The sequence below is a fragment of the Bacteroidota bacterium genome, assembly GCA_018831055.1.
Lineage (GTDB): Bacteria > Bacteroidota > Bacteroidia > Bacteroidales > B18-G4 > M55B132.
In genome coordinates this window covers 1-25726 of record JAHJRE010000131.1, presented here as the reverse complement: position 1 = coordinate 25726, position 25726 = coordinate 1, and the positions used below count along the sequence as shown (strand labels likewise).

At 42.6% G+C, this 25726-nt stretch carries 17 protein-coding genes; 9 read left to right on the top strand and 8 right to left on the bottom strand.

The window, feature by feature from the left end:
- From KKA81_08215 to KKA81_08195, 5 genes are all read left to right on the top strand, one after another.
- Positions 1-1279, top strand: a 1279-nt coding sequence (locus KKA81_08215) for a T9SS type A sorting domain-containing protein (GenBank protein MBU2650905.1), incomplete at its 5' end; no start/stop codon positions are given.
- A 105-nt stretch (positions 1280-1384) separates the two neighbouring features.
- Positions 1385-1612, top strand: coding sequence for a hypothetical protein (locus KKA81_08210; GenBank protein MBU2650904.1), 228 nt, complete (start codon positions 1385-1387; stop codon positions 1610-1612).
- Between the two features lie 247 nt (positions 1613-1859).
- Entirely contained in the window at positions 1860-8783 is a 6924-nt protein-coding gene (locus tag KKA81_08205; GenBank protein ID MBU2650903.1) for a T9SS type A sorting domain-containing protein, read from the top strand.
- Positions 8784-8971: 188 nt separating this feature from the next.
- On the top strand, positions 8972-9754 hold the full coding sequence (locus KKA81_08200) for a hypothetical protein (GenBank protein MBU2650902.1): 783 nt from the start codon (positions 8972-8974) through the stop codon (positions 9752-9754).
- Positions 9744-10229: a hypothetical protein gene (locus tag KKA81_08195; protein MBU2650901.1), complete on the top strand. Its 486-nt coding sequence runs from the start codon at positions 9744-9746 to the stop codon at positions 10227-10229. The genes KKA81_08200 and KKA81_08195 overlap by 11 nt, the downstream gene beginning before the upstream one ends.
- A 112-nt stretch (positions 10230-10341) precedes the next feature.
- Here KKA81_08195 and KKA81_08190 read toward each other — a convergent pair whose 3' ends face one another.
- Both KKA81_08190 and KKA81_08185 read right to left on the bottom strand, forming a co-directional pair.
- Positions 10342-10719: a hypothetical protein gene (locus tag KKA81_08190; protein ID MBU2650900.1), complete on the bottom strand. Its 378-nt coding sequence runs from the start codon at positions 10717-10719 to the stop codon at positions 10342-10344.
- A gap of 41 nt (positions 10720-10760) precedes the next feature.
- Positions 10761-11525 carry a DUF3575 domain-containing protein gene (locus KKA81_08185; protein MBU2650899.1) on the bottom strand — a complete coding sequence of 255 codons (765 nt, stop codon included), beginning with the start codon at positions 11523-11525 and terminating at the stop codon, positions 10761-10763.
- A gap of 163 nt (positions 11526-11688) precedes the next feature.
- Here KKA81_08185 and KKA81_08180 point away from each other — a divergent pair, with 163 nt between their 5' ends.
- A complete protein-coding gene (locus tag KKA81_08180; protein MBU2650898.1) occupies positions 11689-12897 on the top strand; it encodes an NAD(P)/FAD-dependent oxidoreductase in 1209 nt (402 codons plus the stop codon).
- A gap of 229 nt (positions 12898-13126) precedes the next feature.
- Here the strand turns inward: KKA81_08180 and KKA81_08175 are convergent, their stop codons facing one another.
- Positions 13127-15022: a T9SS type A sorting domain-containing protein gene (locus KKA81_08175; protein MBU2650897.1), complete on the bottom strand. Its 1896-nt coding sequence runs from the start codon at positions 15020-15022 to the stop codon at positions 13127-13129.
- 278 nt (positions 15023-15300) lie between these two features.
- A complete protein-coding gene (locus KKA81_08170; GenBank protein MBU2650896.1) occupies positions 15301-17271 on the bottom strand; it encodes a T9SS type A sorting domain-containing protein in 1971 nt (656 codons plus the stop codon).
- Between the two features lie 296 nt (positions 17272-17567).
- On the opposite strand from KKA81_08170, the gene KKA81_08165 reads away from it, so the two are divergent.
- Positions 17568-18104 (top strand): hypothetical protein, encoded by a 537-nt coding sequence (locus KKA81_08165; protein MBU2650895.1) that lies wholly within the window; start codon positions 17568-17570, stop codon positions 18102-18104.
- Between the two features lie 44 nt (positions 18105-18148).
- Here the strand turns inward: KKA81_08165 and gdhA are convergent, their stop codons facing one another.
- The 4 genes from gdhA to guaA form a co-directional block, all read right to left on the bottom strand.
- Positions 18149-19486, bottom strand: a complete 1338-nt coding sequence (gene gdhA, locus KKA81_08160; GenBank protein ID MBU2650894.1) for an NADP-specific glutamate dehydrogenase — start codon at positions 19484-19486, stop codon at positions 18149-18151.
- 147 nt (positions 19487-19633) lie between these two features.
- Positions 19634-20311: a toxin-antitoxin system YwqK family antitoxin gene (locus tag KKA81_08155; GenBank protein ID MBU2650893.1), complete on the bottom strand. Its 678-nt coding sequence runs from the start codon at positions 20309-20311 to the stop codon at positions 19634-19636.
- Position 20312: 1 nt separating this feature from the next.
- Positions 20313-22640, bottom strand: coding sequence for a LysM peptidoglycan-binding domain-containing protein (locus tag KKA81_08150; GenBank protein ID MBU2650892.1), 2328 nt, complete (start codon positions 22638-22640; stop codon positions 20313-20315).
- A 40-nt stretch (positions 22641-22680) separates the two neighbouring features.
- The gene (gene guaA, locus KKA81_08145; protein MBU2650891.1) at positions 22681-24210 is read right to left on the bottom strand and encodes a glutamine-hydrolyzing GMP synthase; all 1530 of its coding nucleotides are present in this window, start codon (positions 24208-24210) and stop codon (positions 22681-22683) included.
- 88 nt (positions 24211-24298) lie between these two features.
- On the opposite strand from guaA, the gene KKA81_08140 reads away from it, so the two are divergent.
- Both KKA81_08140 and KKA81_08135 read left to right on the top strand, forming a co-directional pair.
- Entirely contained in the window at positions 24299-24760 is a 462-nt protein-coding gene (locus tag KKA81_08140; protein MBU2650890.1) for a hypothetical protein, read from the top strand.
- An 87-nt stretch (positions 24761-24847) separates the two neighbouring features.
- Entirely contained in the window at positions 24848-25606 is a 759-nt protein-coding gene (locus tag KKA81_08135; protein ID MBU2650889.1) for an enoyl-CoA hydratase/isomerase family protein, read from the top strand.
- Positions 25607-25726: the final 120 nt, after the last annotated feature.

Sequence of the window (25726 nt, the reverse complement as noted above, 5' to 3'; positions counted from 1 at the left end):
TCTTTATTTCGACGATCTGAGCTTAGGTCTGACCGCTGGTGCCGATAACGATCAGTTCTACCGCTGGGAAGAAAATTACAGTTATGGCGGGTATATTGGAAACTGGGTGGATATTCTGAATGGAGAAGATGGCTCCGGTAGTAATCCATTATTAGATGAGGAAGTATTCCAGGCTGCCAAGGGTTATGCTGTTTATTACAAAACGGCAAGTCCTACCCTCTCCTTGTCGGGCTCTGTGTATACAACCGACCAGACCTTCACCATGAAAAAAACCACAGGAAGCACCGCTGAAGGCTGGAACCTGGTGGGTAATCCTTTCACATCCACTCTGGCCGCTAACTCCAATGCCGATGCTACCAACCTGATATCTACCAACTCATCTAACCTGGATGTGACGTATGGCGGTTTGTACCTCTGGAATGAGCAGGCAAGCTATACAGGAAACCGTAATGATTACATAACCATAAGTAACTCAGATGCTGCAAAGTACGTCGCCCCAGGACAAGGTTTTATGGTCTGCACCAATGCTAACAATAACACGTTCACCTTTGATACGGACCACCGCAAACACGGCACTGTCACATTTTACAAGGGCGATGATATGGTACCAAGATATTATCTTGCGGTTAACGGTCCGGGCAACGATTATAATGACATACTCATTGCCTTTATCAATGGAACAAGCACAGGCCTGGATCATACCTATGATGCGGGAAAGCTGAAAGGTAATCCACATATTGCTCTGTATTCTTTCCTGGTAGATGATAACGGAAAGGAATTCATACACCAGGCCCTGCCCGGTTTTACTGAAGACTATACCATCCGCCTTGGTCTGGATGCCAACCTAACCGGTGAATATGTTTTCTCAACAGAAAGCATGGAAAACATTCCGGATCAGATTGCCGTCATCCTGGAAGATACGGAGCTTGGAATCTATACAGATATGAGGTCAACCGGTAATTATGTGTTCACTGTGCCATTTGAGGGCAGCATAACCGACCGCTTCTACCTCCACTTCAAAAACACCACCGGAATATCTGAACCTGCGCTTCTATCCGGCGTTCAGGCATACAGTGCCGGTAAGGTACTCTACATCCAAAACCCCGAAGCTTATACAGGCACGGTGAAAATCACCGACCTTGCCGGCAGGGAAATGATGAACTTCAGCCTGAACGGAGATGTTAGCCAGAAGCATGAAGTAAGCGGGCTGTCAGGGATTTATATCGTTAATATTAAAACGAATAGGGGAAGTTATAATAGTAAAGTTTTGATTAAGTAGGTAGTAACCACAATAGGCACAATAGAGCACAATAGTTGTTTGTCTTTGTCTTTTGTGCCTATTTTACAAAAACTTACAACAGTATAACAATATAACAATATAATTATGAAGAAATCAATATCAATCCTCATCCTCCTGATCTTTATCGGATTGTCAACTAATCAAATATTTGCTTCTTCGCCTCCGCCTCCACCGCCGGGGCATGGGTCTTCCGGGAATGTGCCCGGGGGAGGTGCTCCCATTGGCAGCGGACTGGCAGTACTGCTGGGTCTTGGAGCCGCTTACGGAGGGTTTCGCTTTTATAAGCAGTGGAAGAGGGAGCTGGATGAGTGAAAGCTGACTAAAAATAACAGGCACAACCTTTCCTGATGAAAATCGGGAATAGGATACAACAGGGATTGCACTTGTGTATATTGTGCATTGTCATATTGAATAACAATATGAAGAAATTAATACTTATAACCGTTTTCTTTGTTACAGACGTTTTAGCAGCGGTTATTGGCAACGAATAAAATAGAAAAGCATCACCGGAATTTAGGGTGATGTTTTTTTTAATACCAGATCTTAAACCCTAACAGCCATGAAAAAAGCCAAAATCATTCTGATTTCTGTTTTCCTTATCCGGTTTTCAATGCTAACCCTGGCCCAGGAGGCGGCGCTTGATTTCGATGGTATCAATGATAATGCAACCGCTTCTAACGTAATGACCAACACGAATAATTTCACCTTAGAAGCATGGGTTAAACCCAATTCCGCCGGTGGTTATAAATGGGTGGTCTGTTTTGAAACTTCGATGATTACTTTAGGGATAGCAGACCCAACCAACACTTTAACCTATGTTATCAATGGCAGTTCGGCTCAGGCAACCGGCGTCTTCATTCCAAATGATGAATGGGCACATATTGCCCTGGTCAGAAGGAGTGGTACCTATGAGCTTTATAAAAACGGAGTTGCACAAACTACAGTACAAAAGGGGTCACCCTCGAGCAATAATGGATTGCTTAATATCAGCCGGTCTGCCGGTGAGACATGGACAGGCGGTGTTGATGAAGTGAGGATTTGGTCCATAGCCCGAACAGCACAGCAAATCCTGGATAATTATAATACCGGACTGGCGGGTACTGAATCCGGATTAGAAGCATATTATAAGTTTAATGAAGGAACACCGGGCGGAGACAATACAGGAATAAGCCAGTTGACTGATGCCTCCGGAAACGGTAAAAATGCCACCCTTAACAACTTCGCTTTAACAGGGAGTACTTCAAACTATATCATGGGTCCTTTCCAAAAATATTCAGGAGGCGATGGTACTTCAGGAAACCCATATCAAATATCCTGCCTGGATGATCTGTCTGAATTAACGCAAACCGAAGATGACTGGAATCTATATTTTATTCAAACATCTGATATTGATGCAACGCAAACACAGTATTGGGATGATTCGGATGACAATTCGGACGGTGACAAATACAACGATCCGAATGATGCGACATCCTCCGGGGATAATGAAGGATTTCTTCCCATTTGCCACTTAAATGCACAACCTTATTTCTACGGACAATATGATGGTGATGGTTATATTATCAGTAACTTATATATTTATCGTCCGGATGAATGGTATAACGGTCTTTTTGGACTTTGTATGAGTTCACATGAAATTAAAGACCTGGGATTGGTAAACGTTGATATCACCGGACAAGGTGAAACAGGAGCATTAGCGGGAAGGTTAAAAACACACACAACAAATTGTTATACAACCGGCTCAGTCACAGGTGATAATTCTGCTTCCAAGGTGGGAGGATTTGCAGGACAATTTGAAAATAATACAATAGAATTTTGCTATAGTACAGTTAATGTCAGTGCTTCTGGCTGTACCCAAATCGGAGGGTTTGTAGGCTGTATCAACGGATATTATTATGGAAATTATCCTGTCCTGGAGAATTGCTATGCCAGGGGAAGTGTGGCAGGAGGAAGTTCAGTTGGGGGCTTTTCTGGTGATAACTGGCAGTCAGAAGGTACCCTGACAGTTACAAATTGCTATTCTACAGGAGCAGTCTCAGGAAGTACTACCGGTGGTTTTATTGGTAATTCCTCAGGATCATCTACGATAACCAGTTGTTACTGGAACACGGAAACATCCGGACAGGCATCCAGTTCCGGTGGTACAGGAAAGACCACGGCAGAAATGAAAAATCAAAGTACCTATGTTGGTTGGGATTTTTCTACACCCGTCTGGGTTTTAAACAGTAGCGTAAACGATGCTTACCCGTTCTTAAACTGGCAGGACTACCCTCCAACAGTTACGACCGTGTCGATAACAACTATAACCAGCAATTCTGCAACATGCACAGGAAATATTTCATCATTGGGATCCCCCTCCCCCACTCAGCACGGTGTATGCTGGAATACTACCGGCTCTCCCACCATTTCTGATAGTAAAACCGAAGAAGGTGCTGCAAGCGCCACCGGTACATTCACTTCTTCCATCACAGGACTCTCCGGCAGCACCGTATATCACGCAAGAGCTTATGCCACCAACAGTACCGGAACATCGTACGGAAATCAGATATCATTTTCAACAGGTAGCGGGGAGACATTTGTTGAAATAGGAACAGGTACCAGTACTTCCAGCTATTATCCGATTTATGCCGAAGGCTGCTACAGTTGGTCAAGATGCCTCTACCTGGCAGAAGATATCGGTTTGTCTGATGGTGCCTATGTTTATAAAATTGCTTACTCCGTAAGTTCGGGTACCCATACAAAAACCAATCAAAACATTTATTTCAAGCATACCGATGATGATAGTTTTGCCAGCGCTGATTACGAAGATCCTTCAGGAGCAGGTTACACGCAAACATATACAGGATCAGCCAGTTATTCACCAGGCTGGTCGGAAATCGAACTGGATGATGCCTGGATCTACAACGGAACACAAAACATGCTGGTAAACTACGAACACAGACAGGGAACCTATAATCCCAGCGGAACGGTCTCTTTTAACTATACGGATACTGAAAATACCAGGACAGTCCATAACTATGTGTACAACGGTCCATTTCCAGGCGGCACTGGATATTCCAGGACCAAAATACCCAACATCCGGATATTCTTCAGTCTTCTGGAAGCCATGACATACAATTCATCAACCACGGAAACGGCTTCAACCGATATTGTTTACCCCGGCAGCGAAAATATGGCCATTATCCGACTGAATGTTGTTACAGATGGCACGTATCCTTCTATTAATGCAACCAGTATTACCTTCAACACAACAGGATGCACCAGTGCATCCGATCTAAGCAATGCCAGGGTTTTTTATACTGAAAGCACAACTTATTCTACAGCAACGCAGTTCGGGAGCACGGTTTCCAATCCCGATGGAAGCTTTAGCGTGACAGGTACCCAGGCACTCGTGCCGGGCAACAACTACTTCTGGCTTGCCTATGATATTGCCTCAGGAGCCACTGCAGGCAATGTAGTGGATGCCCAATGTACTTCCGTAACCGTTGATGGGTCAGCCTATGCACCTACAGTTACGGCCCCTTCAGGAAGCAGGACCATCACAGCCAATCCTCTTGAATTAACGGCAACAGCCGGCACAACATCCGGTGCTTACTCCACCCTGAAAGCCGCCTTTGACAAAATCCATGATGGTACCCACCAGGGAGTAATCACCATTTCCATAGTAGATAATTTGGTTGAAACGGAAACAGCAGAATTGCGGTATTCGGGCTATTCATCTTCAAGTTATACTTCTGTAAGTATTCAGCCCTCCGGAGGAGCTGCCAGAAGCATTTCCTGCGACTTAGATGATGAACTGATTTATTTATATGGCGCCGACAATGTAACCATTGATGGTTTGAATACGGAAGGAAATTCATTGACCATTGAAAATGCCAATACGGGTACTTCTGCAACATGTCTGTACCTTTATTCAAGTGCCGATAACAATACCATTACCAATTGCACCCTGAAAGGATCCACAACAAATACTTCCTCAGGAATCATTCGTATCAGAACCGGAGGAAACAATAATGAAATTTCGGGCTGTATTATTGGCCCTTCAGGTTCCAATTTACCTGTTAACCATATCATGGTTGACGGTGAATCGGTAACCAATCCATCATCGGTTACCATCAATAACAATGAATTTTATGATCATTTCAATGCTTCCAGCTTTACAAGGTCAATTTATTGCAGAGAAGCCGATGAAGTGACCATCACCAACAACCATTTTTATCAGACAGCAGCCAGGACTTTTTCATCTTCCAATTCTTATTGTGAGATTTATATAATTTCAGGATACGATGGACATACCATAACAGGAAACTATCTGGGTGGCAGCAGCAGCAGTTGCGGAGGTTCTGCCATGGATATAACCAATCCCAGTTCTATGATGATGATCACATGTTATGGGATGAATGACTCTGAAACAATCAACATCTCTAACAATACAGTTGCAAACATTGATATGGAGTCTACCTCAGCGGCCTCTTTTGCAGGTATAATGTTTGCCTCCGGCATCTTTCAGATTGATGACAACCTGATCGGATCTATGAGTACTTCAAGTATCAGTGTAACATCCACAAATACAAGCTATTTACCACTCTACGGTATTGGTATGTCCATTGCCAGTGGTGGCACCATCAGTTCCTGCAGCAGCAATGAAATGGGCGGGATCAGTTTGACATCCCCTCTTCCTTCATTCAGGGGGATTTTTGTCGGGCAAACATCATCTTCGGATGCTGTTTCCATAAATAATATGCAAAATAATACCATTGGAGGAACCAATGCAAATTCCATAACCATTTATGACAATGCTTCATCCAATGCAAGAATTTCCTACGGCATCTATATCTATCCTGCTACATCCACCATCGGAGGAAGTAAAAATATTCAATACAATACGATACAAAACATTGGACTTACCGGTGATGATGATCTGGCTTTTACGGGGATGTATCTGAAAGGGATGATATCTGATCAAAACATCATTCGCGGTATAACATCAGCAACCTATGGGGATATAACAGGAATTGAAACGACAGGTAACATAACCGGAAACACGATCTACGATTTGTATAACACCAACACTACCCATAATGATAATATGTATATTTATGGCATAAAGAACAGAAACGGAAGCCAGCAAATCAGCCACAACAAAATTTATGCACTAAAAGCAGATCAAACAGTCTATAATTCCGTATTGCGTGGAGTTTATATAGAAATATCATCTGATGCTGATGTATTCAACAATGAAATAACTCTCGGTCTGCAGTCGGATGGATCGAATTTCGGCACAGATCAATTTTTCACCGGGATATACATATATAATGGAAGCAATGTATATAACAATACAGTATGCATTGGAGGAGAAAGGACAAACGGATTTTCATATAATTACTGTATATACAGGTATGCTGAAAACTCAAGCTATCCTCTTGATCTCAGGAACAATATCCTGGTAAATGAAAGAACCACATCAAATCCTGAATTCAGGAATTGTGTTTATTTTTCAAATGCAGGTACTTCTTATCTTACAATTAACTACAATGATTACTGGGCGCCCACGGGAAATATTGGTTACGACGGATCATCTTCTTACAGCACCTTAAGTGGCTGGCAGGGAGCCACGGGACAGGATGCCGCCAGCATCAATGCTGATCCTTTATTCACTAACGAAAGCACTTTGAGTTTCACCCTGCAGACCACAAGTCCCGCCATTGGAGCTGCAACATCCATAGAGGGGATCACCGATGACATTGCAGGCATCACCAGGCCCTCCCCTGCGGGTACGAATCCTGATATCGGAGCCCATGAAAGCCTGTATGGTAAAGTATCGTGGACAGGAAGCACAAGCAATGCCTGGTCGGAGGCCGGTAACTGGTCACCCGCGGTAGCACCCTCCGGCGAATACTTTAACACGATCATCCAGGATGCAGGCAATGATCCCATAATAACCCAGCTTCCTGCAAGTCCGGCTATCTGCTATCATATGGATATTGAGTCCGATGCATCGCTGACCATAGCCTCCGGAGCAGCCCTCACCGTAAACGGTAATCTTTCCGTAGCCGATTCAAAAGGAGCAGCCTCACTTACCTTGCAAAGTGATGCTGATGGAACAGGTTCCGTCATTGTAGAGGGAACATCTACAGGAAATATGGCTGCCGAACGCTATGCCGACACTTACGATCCCGAAGGCAAATGGCATTATGTATCTTCTCCGGTGGCAGGACAGTCGCTGAACACCACATGGATGACCGCCAACAACATCGATTTTACCGATCCTGCCTGGCAATTCTTCCGGTGGGATGAGGATACGGACTATTGGATCTATTTTGATTATTCAGGAACTGCGCCGGAAGATTTCGGAGACGATACCTTTGTGGAAGCCCGCGGGTACTGCCTGAGCAATACTGCCAGCGACGACCTGGATTTCAGCGGTACAATACGTACGAATGATGTTACCTATGCCGCTTCATGCACCGCCGGTAAAGGCAATGGATTCAATCTTACAGGAAATCCCTTCCCATCCTGCATCGCTATCACATCCGATGCCGGTGCAAATAACTTCCTGAATGATAATGCCGCTATCCTGGATGACAATTATGAAGCAGTGTATATCTGGGATGAACAAAGTAGCTACAACGGAAGCCGAAACGATTATAAGGTTATCTGCAATACAGGATTTTCAGGTGAAGGCAGTAGTTCAACGATCAATCAGGATTATGTGCAGCCTGGGCAGGCTTTTATGGTTAAAGTCTTTGAGGCAGGTAACATCCTGTTTGACAAGGATATCAGGGCACACGCTGATGTTGATTTCTTTAAAAACCAGGAATCCTGGCCCGGTGTCGAATTGATAGTAAAAGGCGTGGAACTGTATAATACCACCGTGATAGCTTTCCATGAAAACATGAGCACCGGACTGGATCCATCTTTCGATGCAGCGAAAATGAAAGGAAACCCGGATATTTCCCTTTATACAAGGCTAATGGATGATAACGGGACAGACTTTGCCGTCCAGGCACTACCGTTTTCCAGTGTGCAAGATCTTGAAGTTACTGTCGGATTGGATATTTCCATAGGTGGAAACTACGAGTTTTCAGCAAGCTACGCCATGATGGAAAACATGGAAATCATCCTGGAAGACCGTGAACTGAATCTGTTTACCGATCTGAAATCCAATAGCTATATCGCCCCGGTCAGTCATAGCGGAATAGGGAGATTCTTTCTTCATTTTAAAAACACAACCGGAGTTGCCGAGCCGGTGATTCTAAAGGGCGTTCAGGCATACAGTACCGGGGAGGTGCTATATATCCAAAATCCTGCAGGCTATACAGGAATCGTAAAGATCATTGATATTTCCGGAAGGGAGCTACATAAATTCAACCTCAATGGAGATGCCAGCCAGACTCAAGGGGTGAAGGGGCTTTCGGGGATGTATATTGTTAATATTACAACGAATGGGGGGAGTTATAATAATAAAGTTTTGATTAAGTAGATAGTAACCACAATAGGCACAATAAGTTATGGCTCGGCTACGCTCGCCACAGGTCGGTTTGGCTACGCTCGCCAAGGCTTGGCTACGCTCAAATTTTTACAAATTGTCGAATGAGTTTTAGTAAGATTCTGAATCCCGGATTTAATTCTTTTACATAAAAACATAAGGAAATTTGCTAACTTTGTTAAGTGGAAAGAACTGGCTTCATAGAAATCAAAATAACAGGTTCAAAAGGGAACCTTGATCTGACACCTGATAATTATGATATCCGGGAAATTACTTCTTTTCTCGAAAACGCTGAAAATTTATTATTTCCGGGTGAAAAAAGGGAAAGGCCTATAATTAGTTATAGGATTGAAGAAGGATCTGTAAAACATATTCTAAAGACATCTATTCAATATATTATTGGATTTAATGCTGTTATCGGACAAATAAATCTGGACCGGAATATTGATTTTCTTGATCTTCCCACTGCAAAGGCTTTTGAAAACATTCAAGATATTGCTTCAAAAAAAAACTATTCTTTCAGTATAAAAACCTCGGTTGAAAATTCAAATGAAGTATATATCGACAGAACCACCAGATTTTATCGAACGGAAGCAATTTGGGCTGATGCAGAGTTTTACTTTTACGGAAAAGTGACAAATGCCGGTGGAAAGGATAAAGCAAACATTCACATTTTTACAGAAGAATTGGGTACAGTTCGAATACACACACCCATAAGTTTCCTTGAACAGTATAGTGATAATATGCTATATAAGATTTTTGGGATTCGGGCCACAGGCAAGCAACATTCTGAAACCGGTGAAATTGATACTTCTTCTCTAAAATTCGTAGAATTGCTTGACTATCAACCTATATACGATGAAAAGTATTTAAAAAGCCTGAGAGATAAAGCCAAAAAAAACTGGTTGGGTAATATTGACCCTGATAAATGGTTAAAAGAAGTAAGAGGAGGATATGAAGCTTAGTTCTGCATTACTTGATACAAGTTTTTTTCTCCGATTTCTAAATGAAAACGATCCCTTATTTAATAATGCTGACGGTTATTTTCGATATTTCATTCAGTCGGAAATCACCATGATGATTTCCACTATCAGTATTGCAGAATATTGCGTCGGTGGTAATATAAACGAATTACCGCTTAAAAACCTTCAAATATTACCATTCAATCTTGATCATGCAAAAAGAACAGGAGAATTTGCGCGACATATTTTCCAAAACAAGGGCAGGGTGAAACTAACCGAAAGGAATATAATCCCTAATGACACAAAATTGTTTGCACAAGCAGATATTGAGGAATCAATAGAGTTTTACCTATCATCTGACATTGAAAGTTACAAGATTTTTAATCTTTTAAAATCGGAGAATAGTATATCTCCAAAATTTAACTTTATTGACATGAATATGCCTCACCATGAAAGATTTGGACTTCTTCCCTTATAATATTAAATAATCCGAGACCCGGTTCGAGCATAGTCGAGACCCGGTTCGAGCGTAGCCGAGACCCGCTTCGAGCGTAGTCGAGACCCGGTTCGAGCATAGTCGAGCCCCCTCTTCACTCCTCCTCAATCAAAATCCAAATCACCCCCGTATGCTGTAATCCATCAGGGTTCCGATAACAAATGGTGTACTTGCGGTTTTTAGCAATCTCATAGCCAAACTCGCAGGGTTCCCAATCGCGGTGATCTCCGTATTTTATCTTCAGGGCATAACCTATATCGTAATAGCCCGGTTCAATATCGGCATAGGAGGTTATTCTTTTACCTGTGAGATTTACGCTGCTTACCGGATAAAAATTGTCGGGATGGGAGCTTCCTATGGCCAAAATAACAGATGCCGTATCCTGATTGTCGTAACGAAATTGCGGAGTTTGCTCTTTCTTACAGGATGTAAGCAAAACAACCAAAAATACCAATAAGGATATCGCTTTCATAAATAATGATTTGCGTATTGCTTTGATTATCTCGTTTGTGTTTAAAACGAATATCCAATTGATAATCCGAAACGTACATTCGTGAAGCCAAAGTCTGCATTGGCTTTCTTGCTGCCCTGCGGATTTATTTTTACACTATAGTCGTATCCAAAACGATCAATAACCTCGTTAATATAGTCTGACAGATCATCCAGAAATTCTCCGGTGACATTGCCATCAAACTGATAATTGAAAAAATACCGTGAATAGCGTGGACCGAGGAATATAAAATCAATATGGAAACGCTTGCAGATAACAAGTTGATAACCAATCTGAAAGCCGATTCCTGCTTCATCAAGAGTGGTATTGGATTCAATATATTCGGCACTTCCACCGGTTGGCAGATACTCAATTTTTGACCGTGATTGGAAATGCGTGTACCGCAAATATGGTTCCACATAAAAGCCATCAAGAATGGAAGGATCACAGGTTTTAATATAATATCTCAGGGTCGGGGTTATAGAAAAGCCGGTAATCCCTCCCATATCAATGTTTATTTTATAATTCTCTGCTTTTAATACTTTGGGTTCTCTTCCTGAAAATTTATAACTTAACCCCAGGGTAGTGCTTAAACGCGGCCTGATGCTGCGCTCATAAATTAATGAGACATTCCTGAAGGCAATTGCAAGAGTATTTAACTTAACAACATTTTTTCGGGTTACGGTTATTTTGCTTTTATTAGCTTTGGTATTAATTTGCCCGGCATCCTGGGAAAAGGACGGTATTGACCCAATAATGACAACAAGAAGAAGTATTGCTTTTTTCATGATTCGGGTTATTTGGGTTACAAGATAATAAAAACAACCGAAGAAAATTGAAATACATTGGAAGAATTTGAACGTGTTGCAGGCAGCAGGTCTCAGGTTTCAGGAAACGTTAGCCTGATACCTGAAACTTGCAACCTGTAACGGTTACATAATAACTATTGATTTGAAACCCCATTACGATATAACTGTTATTGGCGCCGGCCCCGCCGGCCTGGCCTGTGCTATTTCTCTTTCAGGAAAGGGATATAAAATCGCTGTCTTTGAAAGGGATCATCATCCCGGTGCTAAGGTATGCGGCGATGCCATCAGTCCGGATGCCCTTGGCCAGTTGAAGAAGATACACCCGGGGCTTTATGATGCGGTGCTTGATTCTGCCGGGAAGCATCCGTGCGAGGGACTACGGCTTTTTTCTCCTTCAGGAAAAAACCTTGATCTCTATTTCGGTGATGAAGGAAAATCAACTTTTGGGTTTACGCTTCCCCGAAGCATTTTTGATAACATTTTATTTCGTTTTGCAGATAGTTGTCCGGATATAGAGATCTTCAGCAACACAAGCATTCAGCGTTGTGTTCCCGTAAATAACAACATTATTCTTGAATCAGGGGATATGTCGTTTTCTGCTGCATTTGTCGTGGGAGCTGACGGCGCTAACAGTATCCTGCACCCTTTACTGAAATCAAAAAGGAATAACTCACTGGTGAGTATGGGTATCCGGACTTATGCAGAAAATGTTTCGGTTTCCGGCCCCGGAAACCTGATAGAATTGCATTACCTGAAAGAAATTGTCCCGGGGTATTTCTGGATATTTCCTTTGAATAATAACCGCTTCAACGTTGGCATGGGAATACCGGCTCAACTCATTATAAAGAGGAGAATCAATCTGAACAAGTTATTTCTTTCCATTATCCGGGATCATCCCGTCATAAGCCAGAGATTCAGTCAGGCCGGCATCCCGGATAACCCGGGCTCATCCATCATTCCCATGGGAAGGTCGGTGAAGAAGTTCTCCGGAGAACGATTTCTTATAGCGGGAGATGCTGCCGGGTTGGTTGATCCGCTTTCGGGTGAGGGTATCGGTAACGCCCTCAGGAGCGGAAGACTTGCAGCCCGGCATATCCAGGAAGCATTTGAAATGAAAAGGTACGATGCAGACTTCAATATGCGTTACGACGAGAATATTAAAAAGGCATTGTTCACCGAGTTCAGAATCAATCGTTTCATCAGCCATTTAAGCGGATCGCCCTGGTTTGTGGAGCAGGTGATACGGATGGGCAGGATAAATCCATGGTTCAGGGGACTGTTAAAGAAATCCCTGATGAGTCCTTCATCGAGAAGGGTATTCATTACGCAGAATGCTAAAAATAGTAAATAACTTTCTATTCCTATTAATTGTTATGGTCGGGATGAATTCGACTAATGGATTCCGAAGGCGCAAGCGCCTTCTCTCAGAGATTGAGGGATCCCGATGCGCTTCGCAAAAAAGGCCCCGCTCACCAACGGGGCCCTACTGTTAAGCTTAGCTTTCCTGCTTTTCCGGCTTGCGCCGGATATATATAAAGAACGAATTTTAAGAGTAGTATTTAAGAAAATGAGTCTGATGCTTATTTAACCTGCATCTTATGTGTGATCTGTTCATCATTAGCCCGTACGGTATAGAAATAAGTTCCTGCCGGCAGAGCGGATATATCAAGGGTAATGTTATGGACACCGGCAGAAAGATTTCCTTTGTTAACCGAAAGGACTTTCTGTCCGGTTACGTTGAACACTTCCATGTCAACATTGGCCGAATTCAGCAGGTGAATAGAAATGCTTGTATATGTACTTGCCGGATTCGGGAAATTTTGTCCTGCAAGATCAAGGTATTCCGGTTTGTTGATTTCTCCTGTGCCAACACCCAGTTCCGATTTTGCAACCTTGATATAGGGAGTACGATTATCACCATAAGGATCAAGATCGCCTTGAACGGAACCGCCCGGTTCACTGTCTTCCTGGTAAATAATATGAATATAATCATCGCTGGTAGGCGACATTACCGGATGAACGCATTCTGAAAAGACGTGCATAATATCGGCGGTCAGGTCGTAAATCTCCGGTTGCCATGTTTCACCGTTATCGTATGAGACTCTCAGATTAAGGTGCTTGTAATTCTGATCGTCTGTCTGAAATGTTTCAGCAACAGAAGAATACAGCACATAAATATTATCGGATTCATCGATAGTGATCTGTGGCATGCTGGAAACGCCAGTTCTGTAATTACCCAGAGATTCAACGGTACCGATAACATCCCAAACGCCGTTTCCATTGATGTCAAGCGTCCAACCGATGAGGTTCACGTCTTCGATAAGATTTTCCGGTTTCATGGTATTCAGGGGCTCGCTGCTTTCGAAAGGAGGCATGCCTTCTTTCCAATAGCCGAGGCCGTCAATAAAAGGAAATCCTGAATAAGTATCACCAATTTCAAAATGACCTACACGGGTCAGCCCGAATACTACATGTACATCACCATAATTGTCGATGGCGCAGGCTACTGCACCGTCGGTGGTATAGAAAGTATCTGTTACGGTCACATCCCAGTCGAAGAATGGATAAGGATGTTCCCAGATAATGGTTTTTTCCCAATCTTCTCCGTTATTGGTTGATTTCAGAAGATAAAGGTCGTGCCACTTGCTGGCCATCAGGAAAGCAAGGGTTTCTCCCCTGGGTTCTGCAATGGCATAATAATCACCTCCGTATGCAATATAATAGTCTATGTTTGTTTCGGGAGGCTGGACATTATTAATATCCCAGGTCACACCACCGTCAAGCGAACGATTGTAAAGCAACGCACCGTCCATGCCATTGTAAAGCGCACCACCATTCCCAACGGGGAGGGTTATCGAAAACACATGTATATAGTTTCTATCCGGGCCATTGGTGACCATACGCGGCCATGAAATCAGCTCATTTCCCGGAGGACCTTGAAGGATCATTTCCGTCCATGCGCCTGAACCTTTTACCGGTCTGTGGTTCAGTAGTAAACCATCGGTTCCTGCTGTAACATGGGAACAAATGATCTCTCCTTCAGCTCCGAAGGGCTGATAGGAAGGCCATCCTGATCTTTGCCCCTCAATCCTGGCCGTTGGGTAATCACTCCATTCCGTACCGTCAAAATAATTGTATCCTGTTCCCCGGTCGGGAAAGGATGTGGTAGTGAATCCCATGGTCCAGGTACCTCCAATGGTCCCGTCTTCAAAGAGATATAACCTGTTTTGGGAGGAATAATTCGACTGCAGGTCATATACGGTCTCCCCGATAACTTCTTCGGTCCATTCATCTATTTTCAAACCATGCACATTTTCTGCAGGTACCTGGGTGTTTTGTGATTCCAGGTATGAAAGTTTGCTGATACCTGAGACTGCTGCATCTTTCAGATGAGCCGGTACCAGCTTAGTACTTGGTTGAGAAAACAATGCAACGCTGCATAAAATAGCAAAGCAAACAGTAATAATTCGTTTCATGATACTTTTTTTTAATTAGTAAAAAGAACTCCCACCCTCACCCAAGGCAGGAGTTCCACTATTAAGCTTAGCTTTCCTGCTATGGGGCTGGCGGAATCCTGCACCCATAGAAGAAAAGTGAATTTCTTTAAAAGGGGCCGGACCATGAGTCCGGCGCCCTTTCCGATAATTAATTATGAACCAACCAGCTATTTTCACTTATGAGGCAATCGGGCGTTCCTTGCGGAAATATCAGCTTATAAAAAAGAACGTTTTGCGCCTTAATCGCCTAAAAACAACTATTCAACAATCATCTTTCCTGTAATTACTTCTCCGGTACCCTGAAGGCTGTATAAATACACACCACCCGGTAATTCGGAAACGTCGGTTTGTATGGTATGAACCCCGGCTGTTTTATATCCCAAATTCATTGAATTTACCAATTGGCCGGCTGCACTATAAATATTCATAGTCAGGTTTGTAGAGTTCAGGATATGTACGTTGATGGTTGCTGTGATATCTGCAGGATTGGGGTAAACTTCTCCGGCAAAATCCAGGTACCGGTTTCCCGTTGTTTCGTCGATACCTACTCCCAGTTCCGATTTCTCGATGCGGATATAGGGAATATAGTTATCGGTATATGGATCTTCATCACCCTGAACAGCTCCACCCGGTTCGGTATCCATCTGGTAAATGATATGGATGGCATCGTCGGTATTTGCAGCCATGGAGGGGAAAACACATTCCGAAAAGATATGGACAATGTCTCCTGTCAGGTCATGGAATTCAGGTTCCCAGGTTGCACCGTTATCATAGGAAACCCTCATCCAAAGGTGCCTGTAATTCTGGTCATCGGTCTGGAATGTCTCTGTTACTGAGGAATAAACAAGGTACATTACCCCATTTTCATCAATAGTAAGCTGAGGCATGGTAGATATTCCCGTACGATATTTGCCGAGAGACTCCACAGTTCCGATCACATCCCAAACACCGTTACCATTTACATCCTGTGTCCAGCCGATAAGGGTTTCATCAACAACAAGGTTATCAGGATCCAGTGTATTCAACGGATCATTGCTTTCAAAAGGAGGCATGTCTTCGTTCCAGTAGCCAAGGCCGTCGATAAAAGGATAAGATGTGTATGTATCACCTATTTCATAGTGTCCCACCCTCAGGATTCCAAATGCAACGTGGGCTTTGCCATCATTGTCAAGGGCAATGGCAAAAGCGTCGTCGGTGGTATAGAAGGTGTCTGTTATCGTCACATCAAAATCAAATAACGGATATGGATGTTCCCAGATCCTGGTCATATCCCAATCTTCTCCGTTGTTGGTTGATTTATAAAGCAAGAAATCGTGCCATTTGCTTCCTGAGACAAAAGCAAGAGTGTCACCTTTTGGTTCGGCAAAAGCATATTGGTCGCCACCCATGAAAAGGATTTCGCTGCTTGTCATACCATCAAACTGATAATGCTCAATATCCCAGGTTACACCTCCGTTGAGGCTCCTGTAATAAAGAAGGCACCCGTCCATGCCATTATAAAGCGAACCACTGTTGGCAACCGGTGCTGTAAGTGCAAGTACATGAAGATTGGTAAAATCAGGACCATTGGTTATCATACGAGGCCATTCGATCTTTTCGTTTCCTGCCGGTCCTATGAGCTGAAACTCTGTCCAGTCACCCGTGCCTTTGGTGTCACGGTAATTAAAAATAAGGCCGTTGTCGTTGCCTGAATGGGCACAAACGATTTCTCCATCCACTCCAAAGGCGGCAATTGATGGCCATCCTGTTTTCATGGATTCAATCCGGGCATCCGGTTGAGGACCCCATTCTGTCCCATTATAATAATTATATCCTGTTCCCCTGTCGGGAAAGGTTGTTGTGGTCATTCCTCTTGTCCAGGTTGCCCCGATGGTATGATCGTCAAAAAGGTAAAGCCTGTTTTGTGAAGAATAATTCGTCTGAAGATCGTAGATAGTTAAGCCTACATTGACTTCTGTCCATTCGGAGGGATCACCACCTTCAACATTCAGCCTATCCGGCACATTCGGCCCACCGGGTTTCTTTACCGGATGTGTGTTGATACCTGGCAATGGGGTTATCCCCTTGTCGGGAACTCCAGGTCCCGTGTTGATATCATCAATTTGTGATATCTTAATTCCTGGAAGAGGAATAATTTTCATCTCCGTGGGAATCTCCAACTTCTGAACCTGTCCAAAGACAATCATTCCCGCCAATAAAGCAATGCTTACAGTAATTAATCGTTTCATTTCTCAAAGTTTTGGATTGACATAATAATTTCCCGTTTCATCAGCTCAAAGTAACACTACAAATAATATAATGCATCTACAGAATCCACTGATCACGGAGATGGGTTTATCAATGACAGTGAGAGGCGTTTTGGAGTGTACTAAAGGAAAAACAGGGCATCAAACGGTATAAAATGCGGTTGGTTCACTAAAGGTCACCAATGGTGGAATGTAAAAAGCAATCTGTGAACTGAAAACTTGCCTGGCATATTTACGTAAAAGCTTTAATTAGGTCTTTTTTACACCAATTGTTTAAAATGAAGCAAGGTAACGGTAGTATTGTTTTCCTGGGAGATAGTCTCACGGAATGGTTTGACCTGGAGAGCTACTTTCCTGATCAACGCATTGACAATATGGGAATAGCCGGCGACACATCCGCCGGTATCCTTTACAGGCTGGACCGAGTGATACGGAAACAGCCTGAAAAACTCTTCCTGATGATCGGAATTAATGATATTTTTCAGGGCTATAGTATCCGGGAAATTATTAACAATCAGCAAAATATCCTTGATTCTCTCATGGTAGAATGCCCAAACTCACAAATATTTGTTCAAAGTCTTCTTCCCGTGAACGAATATATCCTGGGTTCACGGGGGGTAAATGATAAAGTGAAACAGTTAAACCAGCTGTTGAAGGAATATTGCCAGGAGGCGCAAATGGAATACATAGCACTTAACGAGCACTTTTTAGGAAGGGACGGGTTAAATCCTGAATTTACGTATGATGGAGCCCATCTCTCAGGAATGGGTTATCGTACATGGGCAAAACTACTTGGTCCCTATTTAAAAAAATAGCTCCCCCAAAATGAGGGAGCTATGAATAAAGCAGTATAGGAGTGTTAAACTACACCCTGATCCAGCATAGCATTTGCTACTTTTAAGAATCCGGCGATATTCGCACCCTTTACGTAGTTTATGAATCCATCTTCCTCTGTACCGTACTTCACACATTGATTGTGAATACTTTGCATGATGTGGTGCAATCTTTCATCCACTTCATCAGCAGGCCAATTGAGTTTCATAGAATTCTGAGACATTTCGAGTCCGGACGTAGCAACGCCGCCGGCGTTTACTGCTTTACCAGGTCCAAATAAGATTTTATTTTCCAGGAAGACCTCAACAGCTTCCGGTGTGCTTGGCATATTGGCACCTTCAGCGACGCATTTTACGCCATTTTTCACCAGCATTTCTGCATCTTCCTTATTAAGTTCATTTTGAGTAGCACAAGGTATGGCTACATCGCAGGCGATTTCCCACGGCCGTTTTCCCTGGTGGAATTGTGCACTGGGAAATTCATAGGAGAACGGTTTCACGATATCCTGATTGGAAGCGCGAAGTTCCAGCAAATAATCGATTTTTTCTCCGGAAATACCTTCCGGATCGTAAATATAGCCATCAGGACCAGAGATGGTAACTACCTTTCCACCGAGTTGCTCTATTTTCCTGGCTGCACCCCATGCAACGTTACCAAAACCTGATAAACAGAATACTTTTCCCGCTATATCCTCACCGTGGGTAGCAAGCATCTCTTTGGCAAAATAAACAGCACCGTAACCAGTTGCTTCCGGACGGATAAGACTACCTCCCCAATTGATTCCTTTACCGGTCAATACCCCTGTATTTTCCTGGGCAAGCTTGCGGTACATACCATATAAATAACCTATTTCACGGCCGCCAACGCCAATATCACCTGCCGGTACATCGGTTTCCGGTCCTATCACTCTCCAAAGCTCCAACATGAATGACTGGCAGAAACGCATGATCTCTGTATCGGATTTCCCTTTGGGATCAAAATCCGAACCACCCTTTGCACCACCCATGGGCAAGGTTGTCAGGCTGTTCTTGAAAATCTGTTCAAAACCCAAAAACTTTAAAATGCTGAGGTTTACACTTGGATGGAAACGTAATCCACCCTTGTATGGTCCAATAGCATTGTTAAACTGCACCCGGTATGCCAGATTTACCTGTACATTACCGTTATCATCCATCCATGGCACCTTAAAAGTAAAAATCCGGTCGGGCTCTACAATCCGGTTAATGATCCCTGCCGACTCAAAATGGGGATTTTCATTCACCACCTCTTCAATGGATTCCAGCACTTCCCTAACTGCCTGAAGATATTCACTTTCACCGGGGTGTTTTTTCTCCAGATCAATCATTATTTTTTCAAGATTCATAGCGCAAAGGTTTTTAATCGTTTATAAAAAAAATGTTAATAATTAACACTGTTAAAAAATTAACAGCGCAAAGTTATCCTAATAAAAATTATATTTCCAAATATTTTAACAAAAATTTTGCTTCATGGCTATCTGAGCGCTACAGTGTTAGTTCCCGGGAGGGTTTTCCGGGATTGAATCAATTGGAAATGCCAGATTCAATCCATTTTCATACTCATCAATTCTGACTATATTTCCTGAATCATCGTAAAACACTTCTTTGCCATGTTTTAGATTGTTAACATATTCGGTCTTCCGGATCAGGTTTCCCGCACTGTTCCATCCTTTCTGAACACCGGTTCCTTCTTCATAATTTCCTTCTCCCACAATATTACCATAGGTATCCCAATAAAGCCAGCGTCCGTGAAATTTTCCGTTTCTGTATTCTCCGCTTATCTGCATCTGCCGGTTATTGTACCATTCGTGATAAAGGCCATGCAGGGTATCGTTCCGGTAGTTTTCCTCCAGTATCCTGAAACCGTTCATGCCATATTCGTAGTAGGGACCGTTAAGCATATTGTTAAGGTACATTGCTTCTGATTGAAGAAACCCGGTATTATACCATCGAATGGCTTTTCCTTCCAGAATGTCATCTTTATATACAGCTTCGTATTGTTTCTTTCCATTCTCATGATACCATGTTGAAACGCCATTCAGCTTACCGTTTTTGTATCGAAGTTCTGCCTTAATTGTACCGTCAGGCCAGTATTCCTTGTTCATCCTGACGCAGGAAACGGTCAGTATTAATAAAATCGGGAATAGTAAAACCCATTTATCTTTGATCATGTTAAAAGTCGTTTATTAACAAAGGTTTATAATTGTAAAAAGTAAGGATATTCCAGTAACGGTTTTCAAAGCCACCGTCAGGAATTGTTAAGAACCGGTATTTAGTAAGTATAAGCCTGGGGTCGTAATAAGGCAGACAACGTTCAAAATGACTGCCATAATTCAGTAAAGCATTCAGGAAATAGAATCCGATGTCGAAACCATGGAAGGCATAATCACCAGGTTCGGTAAGATACTTTTGTCTGTAATTCCTGATAAATGATTTGACTACAGTATCTTCATAATCCGTATAATGCCATGTCATCAGGTGTACCTTCAGGTTCATCAGATGTTCGGTTTCCAGATCCCTGAATTCCTGCCATTCGGGCAATCCAATCACGGTCATATCCAGGGAATCCTTTAATTCATTCAAGCGTGTAAGTAGTTCATAAACAAAAGCCTGGTTGTCGGAATACACGAGGATAAGATTATGCCTCGCAATGGAAGCCTTGTCCTTGATACCGTCAATGCCTTTATCCATATATACTACTTCTTCGACCTGGTTTTTGAAAGTCGTGCTATCATTGATGTTATCGCTTACAAAGTCTTTATAGATACGAATATTCTCAATATTAAGGCTTTCGAGAACCTCACCATCGGGGAGTGTTGTATCGGCAAGTGAATAATCGCGCATGATGCGGTCGAGATAGGAATTTGCTATCTTGATTTTTTCATCCAGGTTCATTTCAAGTTTGGTGCGCAGAGAATCAATAAAATCACTGTCTTTGTAACGGTTATGACGTACAAGAATAATCCTGGAACCTGTATAATCCTTTTTGATCAATTTTTCAACTACGTTTAACTGCTCCCTGGGAGAAGGAAGCACTTTAAAAGCATTGGGATGAGAAATTAGTTCTTCCCTTTGAGTCAATGGGTTGATAATATTGATCCCATACATTTGCGCAAAGCTGGCAACCAATTTAAAATCATTTCTAAAAAAAGGTCCAATGATAAGATTCATTTCCCTGAGTATGGGTTTTTGCAGTAAACGAATAGTTTTTTCTGCATCCCCTGACACATCATAGACATGCAATTTCAATCGGAGACCATCCTGCAAGAGGGAGTCGACCGCCATCATAAAACCTTCATAAAAAGGAAGAAATTCAAGGGATTTAGGGAAATGTTCTTTTTGCACCAATGGATCGCCATTCAGAGCTGAAGCATCAAGATCATCAAGGTAAAGGGGAATCATCAGAGCTACATTGAAAACCCGGTCGTTATAGATATAATCATGATGGCATCGAATACTGTCGAGGTCGGCGAGTCGCACGATTTCTTCCGGTAATTCATGCAGATCCCCGGCTTCTTCCTCTGTCTTAGTGGAGAGGGGAGCAGCTTCCGGGCCTAAGGGGATCATAATAATATCACCACGGTTAAGCTTTCCTTCAACTCCAGGATTAGCCTCTTCCAATTCATTTTCTTCTATTGAATATAAGCCGGCAACTTTCCTCAGACGTGTCCGGCGCTCGACTGTATGCGAAATAAATTCTCTTTTTTCTTTGGAAACCGGTATTTTCAGTGTTTCACCTGTGTAAATATCTTCTACGATCCCGGGATTCAGGATTCGGATACTGTCGATACTTACCCGGTAAATTAAAGCAAGCCTGTATAAAGTTTCACCTTTTTTAACCGTGTGCAGCCGGTAATTCAGGGTATCCTGAGGTTTTCCATCATTAGTCCTTTCCACAGGAATGAAAAGGATCTGCCCTTCACCCAATACTTCCCCAATTCCAGGATTGTATCTTTTTACTTCCTCCTGGCTAACCTGGTACTTCTTAGCAATACCATATAAGGTTTCTCCTTTGATCACAGAGTGTTTGATAAAGCGCTCATTATGCGGCAAATCTTCATTGGGGGAAGTTTTTTTTACAGGAATCTTAATATATTGTCCTTTGCTGATAGGTTTATCGGTTTCAGGATTAAGGTGTCGCAACTCATCCACCGTGCAGCCATAAATTTCAGCGATTCCGGTGAGAGTTTCTCCTTCCCCGGCAATATGAAAAATGTAAGAATCAATCTTAGGTGGAGCTTCCGGTTTTATCTCCATCGCAGGTATCCGCAGTATCATACCGGTTTTAAGTTCATTACCCAGGCCTTCATTAAGCGATTGGATTTCCTGGATGGAAACACTATAAGTTTTTGACAGAGAATAAAGCGTTGTTCCTTTTTCAACCGTGTGCAGGTAATAGTTTTTTCCTCCGGCAGTTTTCATTACTTCCGACCTTTTTACCTGGGCCAGCAGGATTGATGACATCAACAGCATCAGAAGTATCCCTGCGGAAATTTTCATTCTAAATATCATTCTTTTGTATATTTAACTGTAGGTTTTTCTATTCCCACTCAATTGTTGATGGAGGTTTGGAGCTGATATCATAAACAACCCGGTTTACACCTTTCACCTTATTTATTATTTCACTTGAGATGCGGGCGAGAAACTCGTAAGGAAGGTGTGACCAGTCGGCAGTCATACCATCGGTAGAGGATACAGCCCTGAGTACAACAACATTTTCGTAAGTCCGTTCATCACCCATAACGCCTACCGACTGTACCGGAAGTAAAACAGCCAGTGCCTGCCATACTTCGTCATAAAGCTGATGTTTTTTTAATCCTTCAATGAAAAGATGGTCTACATCCTGCAGAATCCGTATCTTTTCTTTGGTTATTTCGCCTATTATCCTGATTCCCAGTCCGGGACCAGGAAAAGGATGGCGGTAAAGAATATTGGGAGGCATGCCCAATTCTTTTCCTATCCTCCGCACTTCATCCTTAAACAACGATTTAAGCGGTTCTATTATTTTCAGCTTCATAAAGTCGGGTAAGCCTCCTACATTGTGATGCGATTTGATGGTAGCGGAAGGCCCTTTTACCGAAACGGATTCAATGACATCCGGGTAGATAGTGCCCTGAGCAAGCCATTTTACATCGGATATTTCATGAGCAGCCGCATCAAAAATTTCAATAAAGGTTCTCCCAATGGCTTTTCTTTTAAGTTCAGGATCGGAGACTCCTTTTAGCGCAGCATAGAACTGCTCTTTTGCATCTACGCCTTTCACATTCAGTCCAAGCGACTGGTAGGAATCCAGAACGGACCCGAATTCATATTTTCTAAGCAGACCGTTATCAACAAAAATACAATGCAGGTTTTTCCCGACTGCCCGGTGCAGCAGCAGCGCTGCGACTGAAGAGTCAACACCACCGGAAAGTCCGAGTACTACCTTATCGTTACCAAGGGTATCCTTCAGGTATTCTACGGTTGTTTGTATATAGGAGCCAGGTGTCCAGTTTTGATAACATCCGCAGATATTCACTACGAAATTATGGAGCAAGAGTTTACCTTCCGTTGAGTGATAAACTTCCGGGTGAAACTGTATTCCATACGTCTGTTCTCCCTCTACCATAAAGCCTGCTACTTCCACATCACCTGTACTTGATATGATACGGAAGTTTTCAGGCAGCTTTCTGATGGTATCGCCATGCGACATCCATACCTGGCATCCTGGAGTCATTCCTGCCGTAAGGGGATTATGATGATCGATGAATGAAAGGTTGGCTCGTCCGTATTCCCGTATGGCTGAGGCTTCTACATCTCCTCCGCTCTCGAGAGCCATAAACTGTGCCCCGTAGCATATTCCAAGCACAGGATAATGCTTCCTGATGCCGGAAAGATCAGGTACAGGATGGTTGTCATCCCTGACTGAGGATGGGCTTCCGGAAAGGATTACTCCTTTGACAGAATGATTGGAATCCGGTATTTTATTATAGGGATGTATCTCGCAATAAACATTCAGTTCTCGGATTCTTCGGGCTATAAGCTGGGTATATTGAGAACCAAAATCCAGGATAAGTATCATCTCTTCCATTGGGTACAGATTTTAATGCATGCCGTAATGCACAAATAAATAATTTTATGCAAATGTTTTAAATTGGCCGTAAATTTACCGAAAAAAAATGGCAAAAAAGAAGACCAACCGGAAGAAGGCTAAAAGCCAGGGTGGCAGTGCAATGCAGTGGCTCATCCTGGTGTTGATACTGGCAGTGATCGCTGTGGCAGCTTTTATTGCTTACCAATATTCCAATAAAGAAAATCCGGTTAAGGATAGTGTGAATGATTCAGTATTATTTGGCAAAACATGGGTTAGCCATTCTGATGGAGCCATGCTGACTGTTGATGAACTGGGCAATTATACACTCGATTTTCCTTCGGTAGAAACAACGGAACCATGGAAAGGACAAATTACCCTTCAAGGTGACAATATCATTATCAGCCTTGAAAACCACCGTAACCTTTGTAATGAGGGATCCGGCACATTTTCTTATTCCATCGTTGGTAAAGAACTTGAAATAAAAGTTTTAAAGGATAACTGCAAAATCCGGCGGGAAAGACTAAGCGGTAAATGGTTCTTACTATAAAGTAATTATCAGGAAATACATCCCGGTTTTTTTCTTTGTAAAGAAAAAAAATACTACCTTGTAAGGACAATCAAAGCGGATAAAATTATGGATTATCATTTTGAAAGAGAATCGTTTACCACATATTCAAAAGGTGTCGTGGCAATCATCAGAATTAAAAGCAAAGTATTCGATCTGGTAACTGATCTGGAAGAAAGTGAGCTGATGCTCGATTTCATAAAAAAAACAGAATATGATCCCCAGATCATGGCACTGTTGATCATAAACGAGCCTGGATGTTACGGAGAAGATGTATATGAACAATTTATGCATAAGATACTTGAACTCCAACCTCCTGAAGATAATAATGCCAACCCGAATTTTATTCAAAAAAACACCCGGTTCAGGGAAATCAATATCCTGAATAAGATTGTCAAAGGAACAGCAGAGTATCAGAAACTTTCGTTCATTGGCATTGATGGAGACATCGTAACTCCTTTTTTTGGAGCTGCTTTATCTGCGGATTTCCGCTTTGCCTCCAAGGGATCAAAAATCATCATGGCACATAAAAAATATGGCCTTCATCCTTCCGGTGCTCTTCCGTTCTTTCTGGGCCGATACCTTGGACATTCCAAGGCTATTGAATTTCAGCTTTCGGATATCATTAAAGTCAAAAAGGCTATGGAACTGGGACTTATCAATGAAATCTTCGAAACCGATGAGTTTGAAAAGCTTTGTTTAATAGGAATCAATAATTATTTGCATTGCAAAACCTGCACAATGCGGAGAACCAAACAACTAACCAGTTTTGTTAACCGCGACCTGAATGATTATTTTCAGTTTGAAGCCAGTTTGTTGAATCTTTGATAGCAGCACCTAAACCGCAACCCCTTCTCTTTTTTCTCACCACCTCATCCCCAACCCCTTCTCCTGAAGGAGAAGGGGCTCCCGCGCTAATCACACTAATCAAGGCATATCCCATTCAAT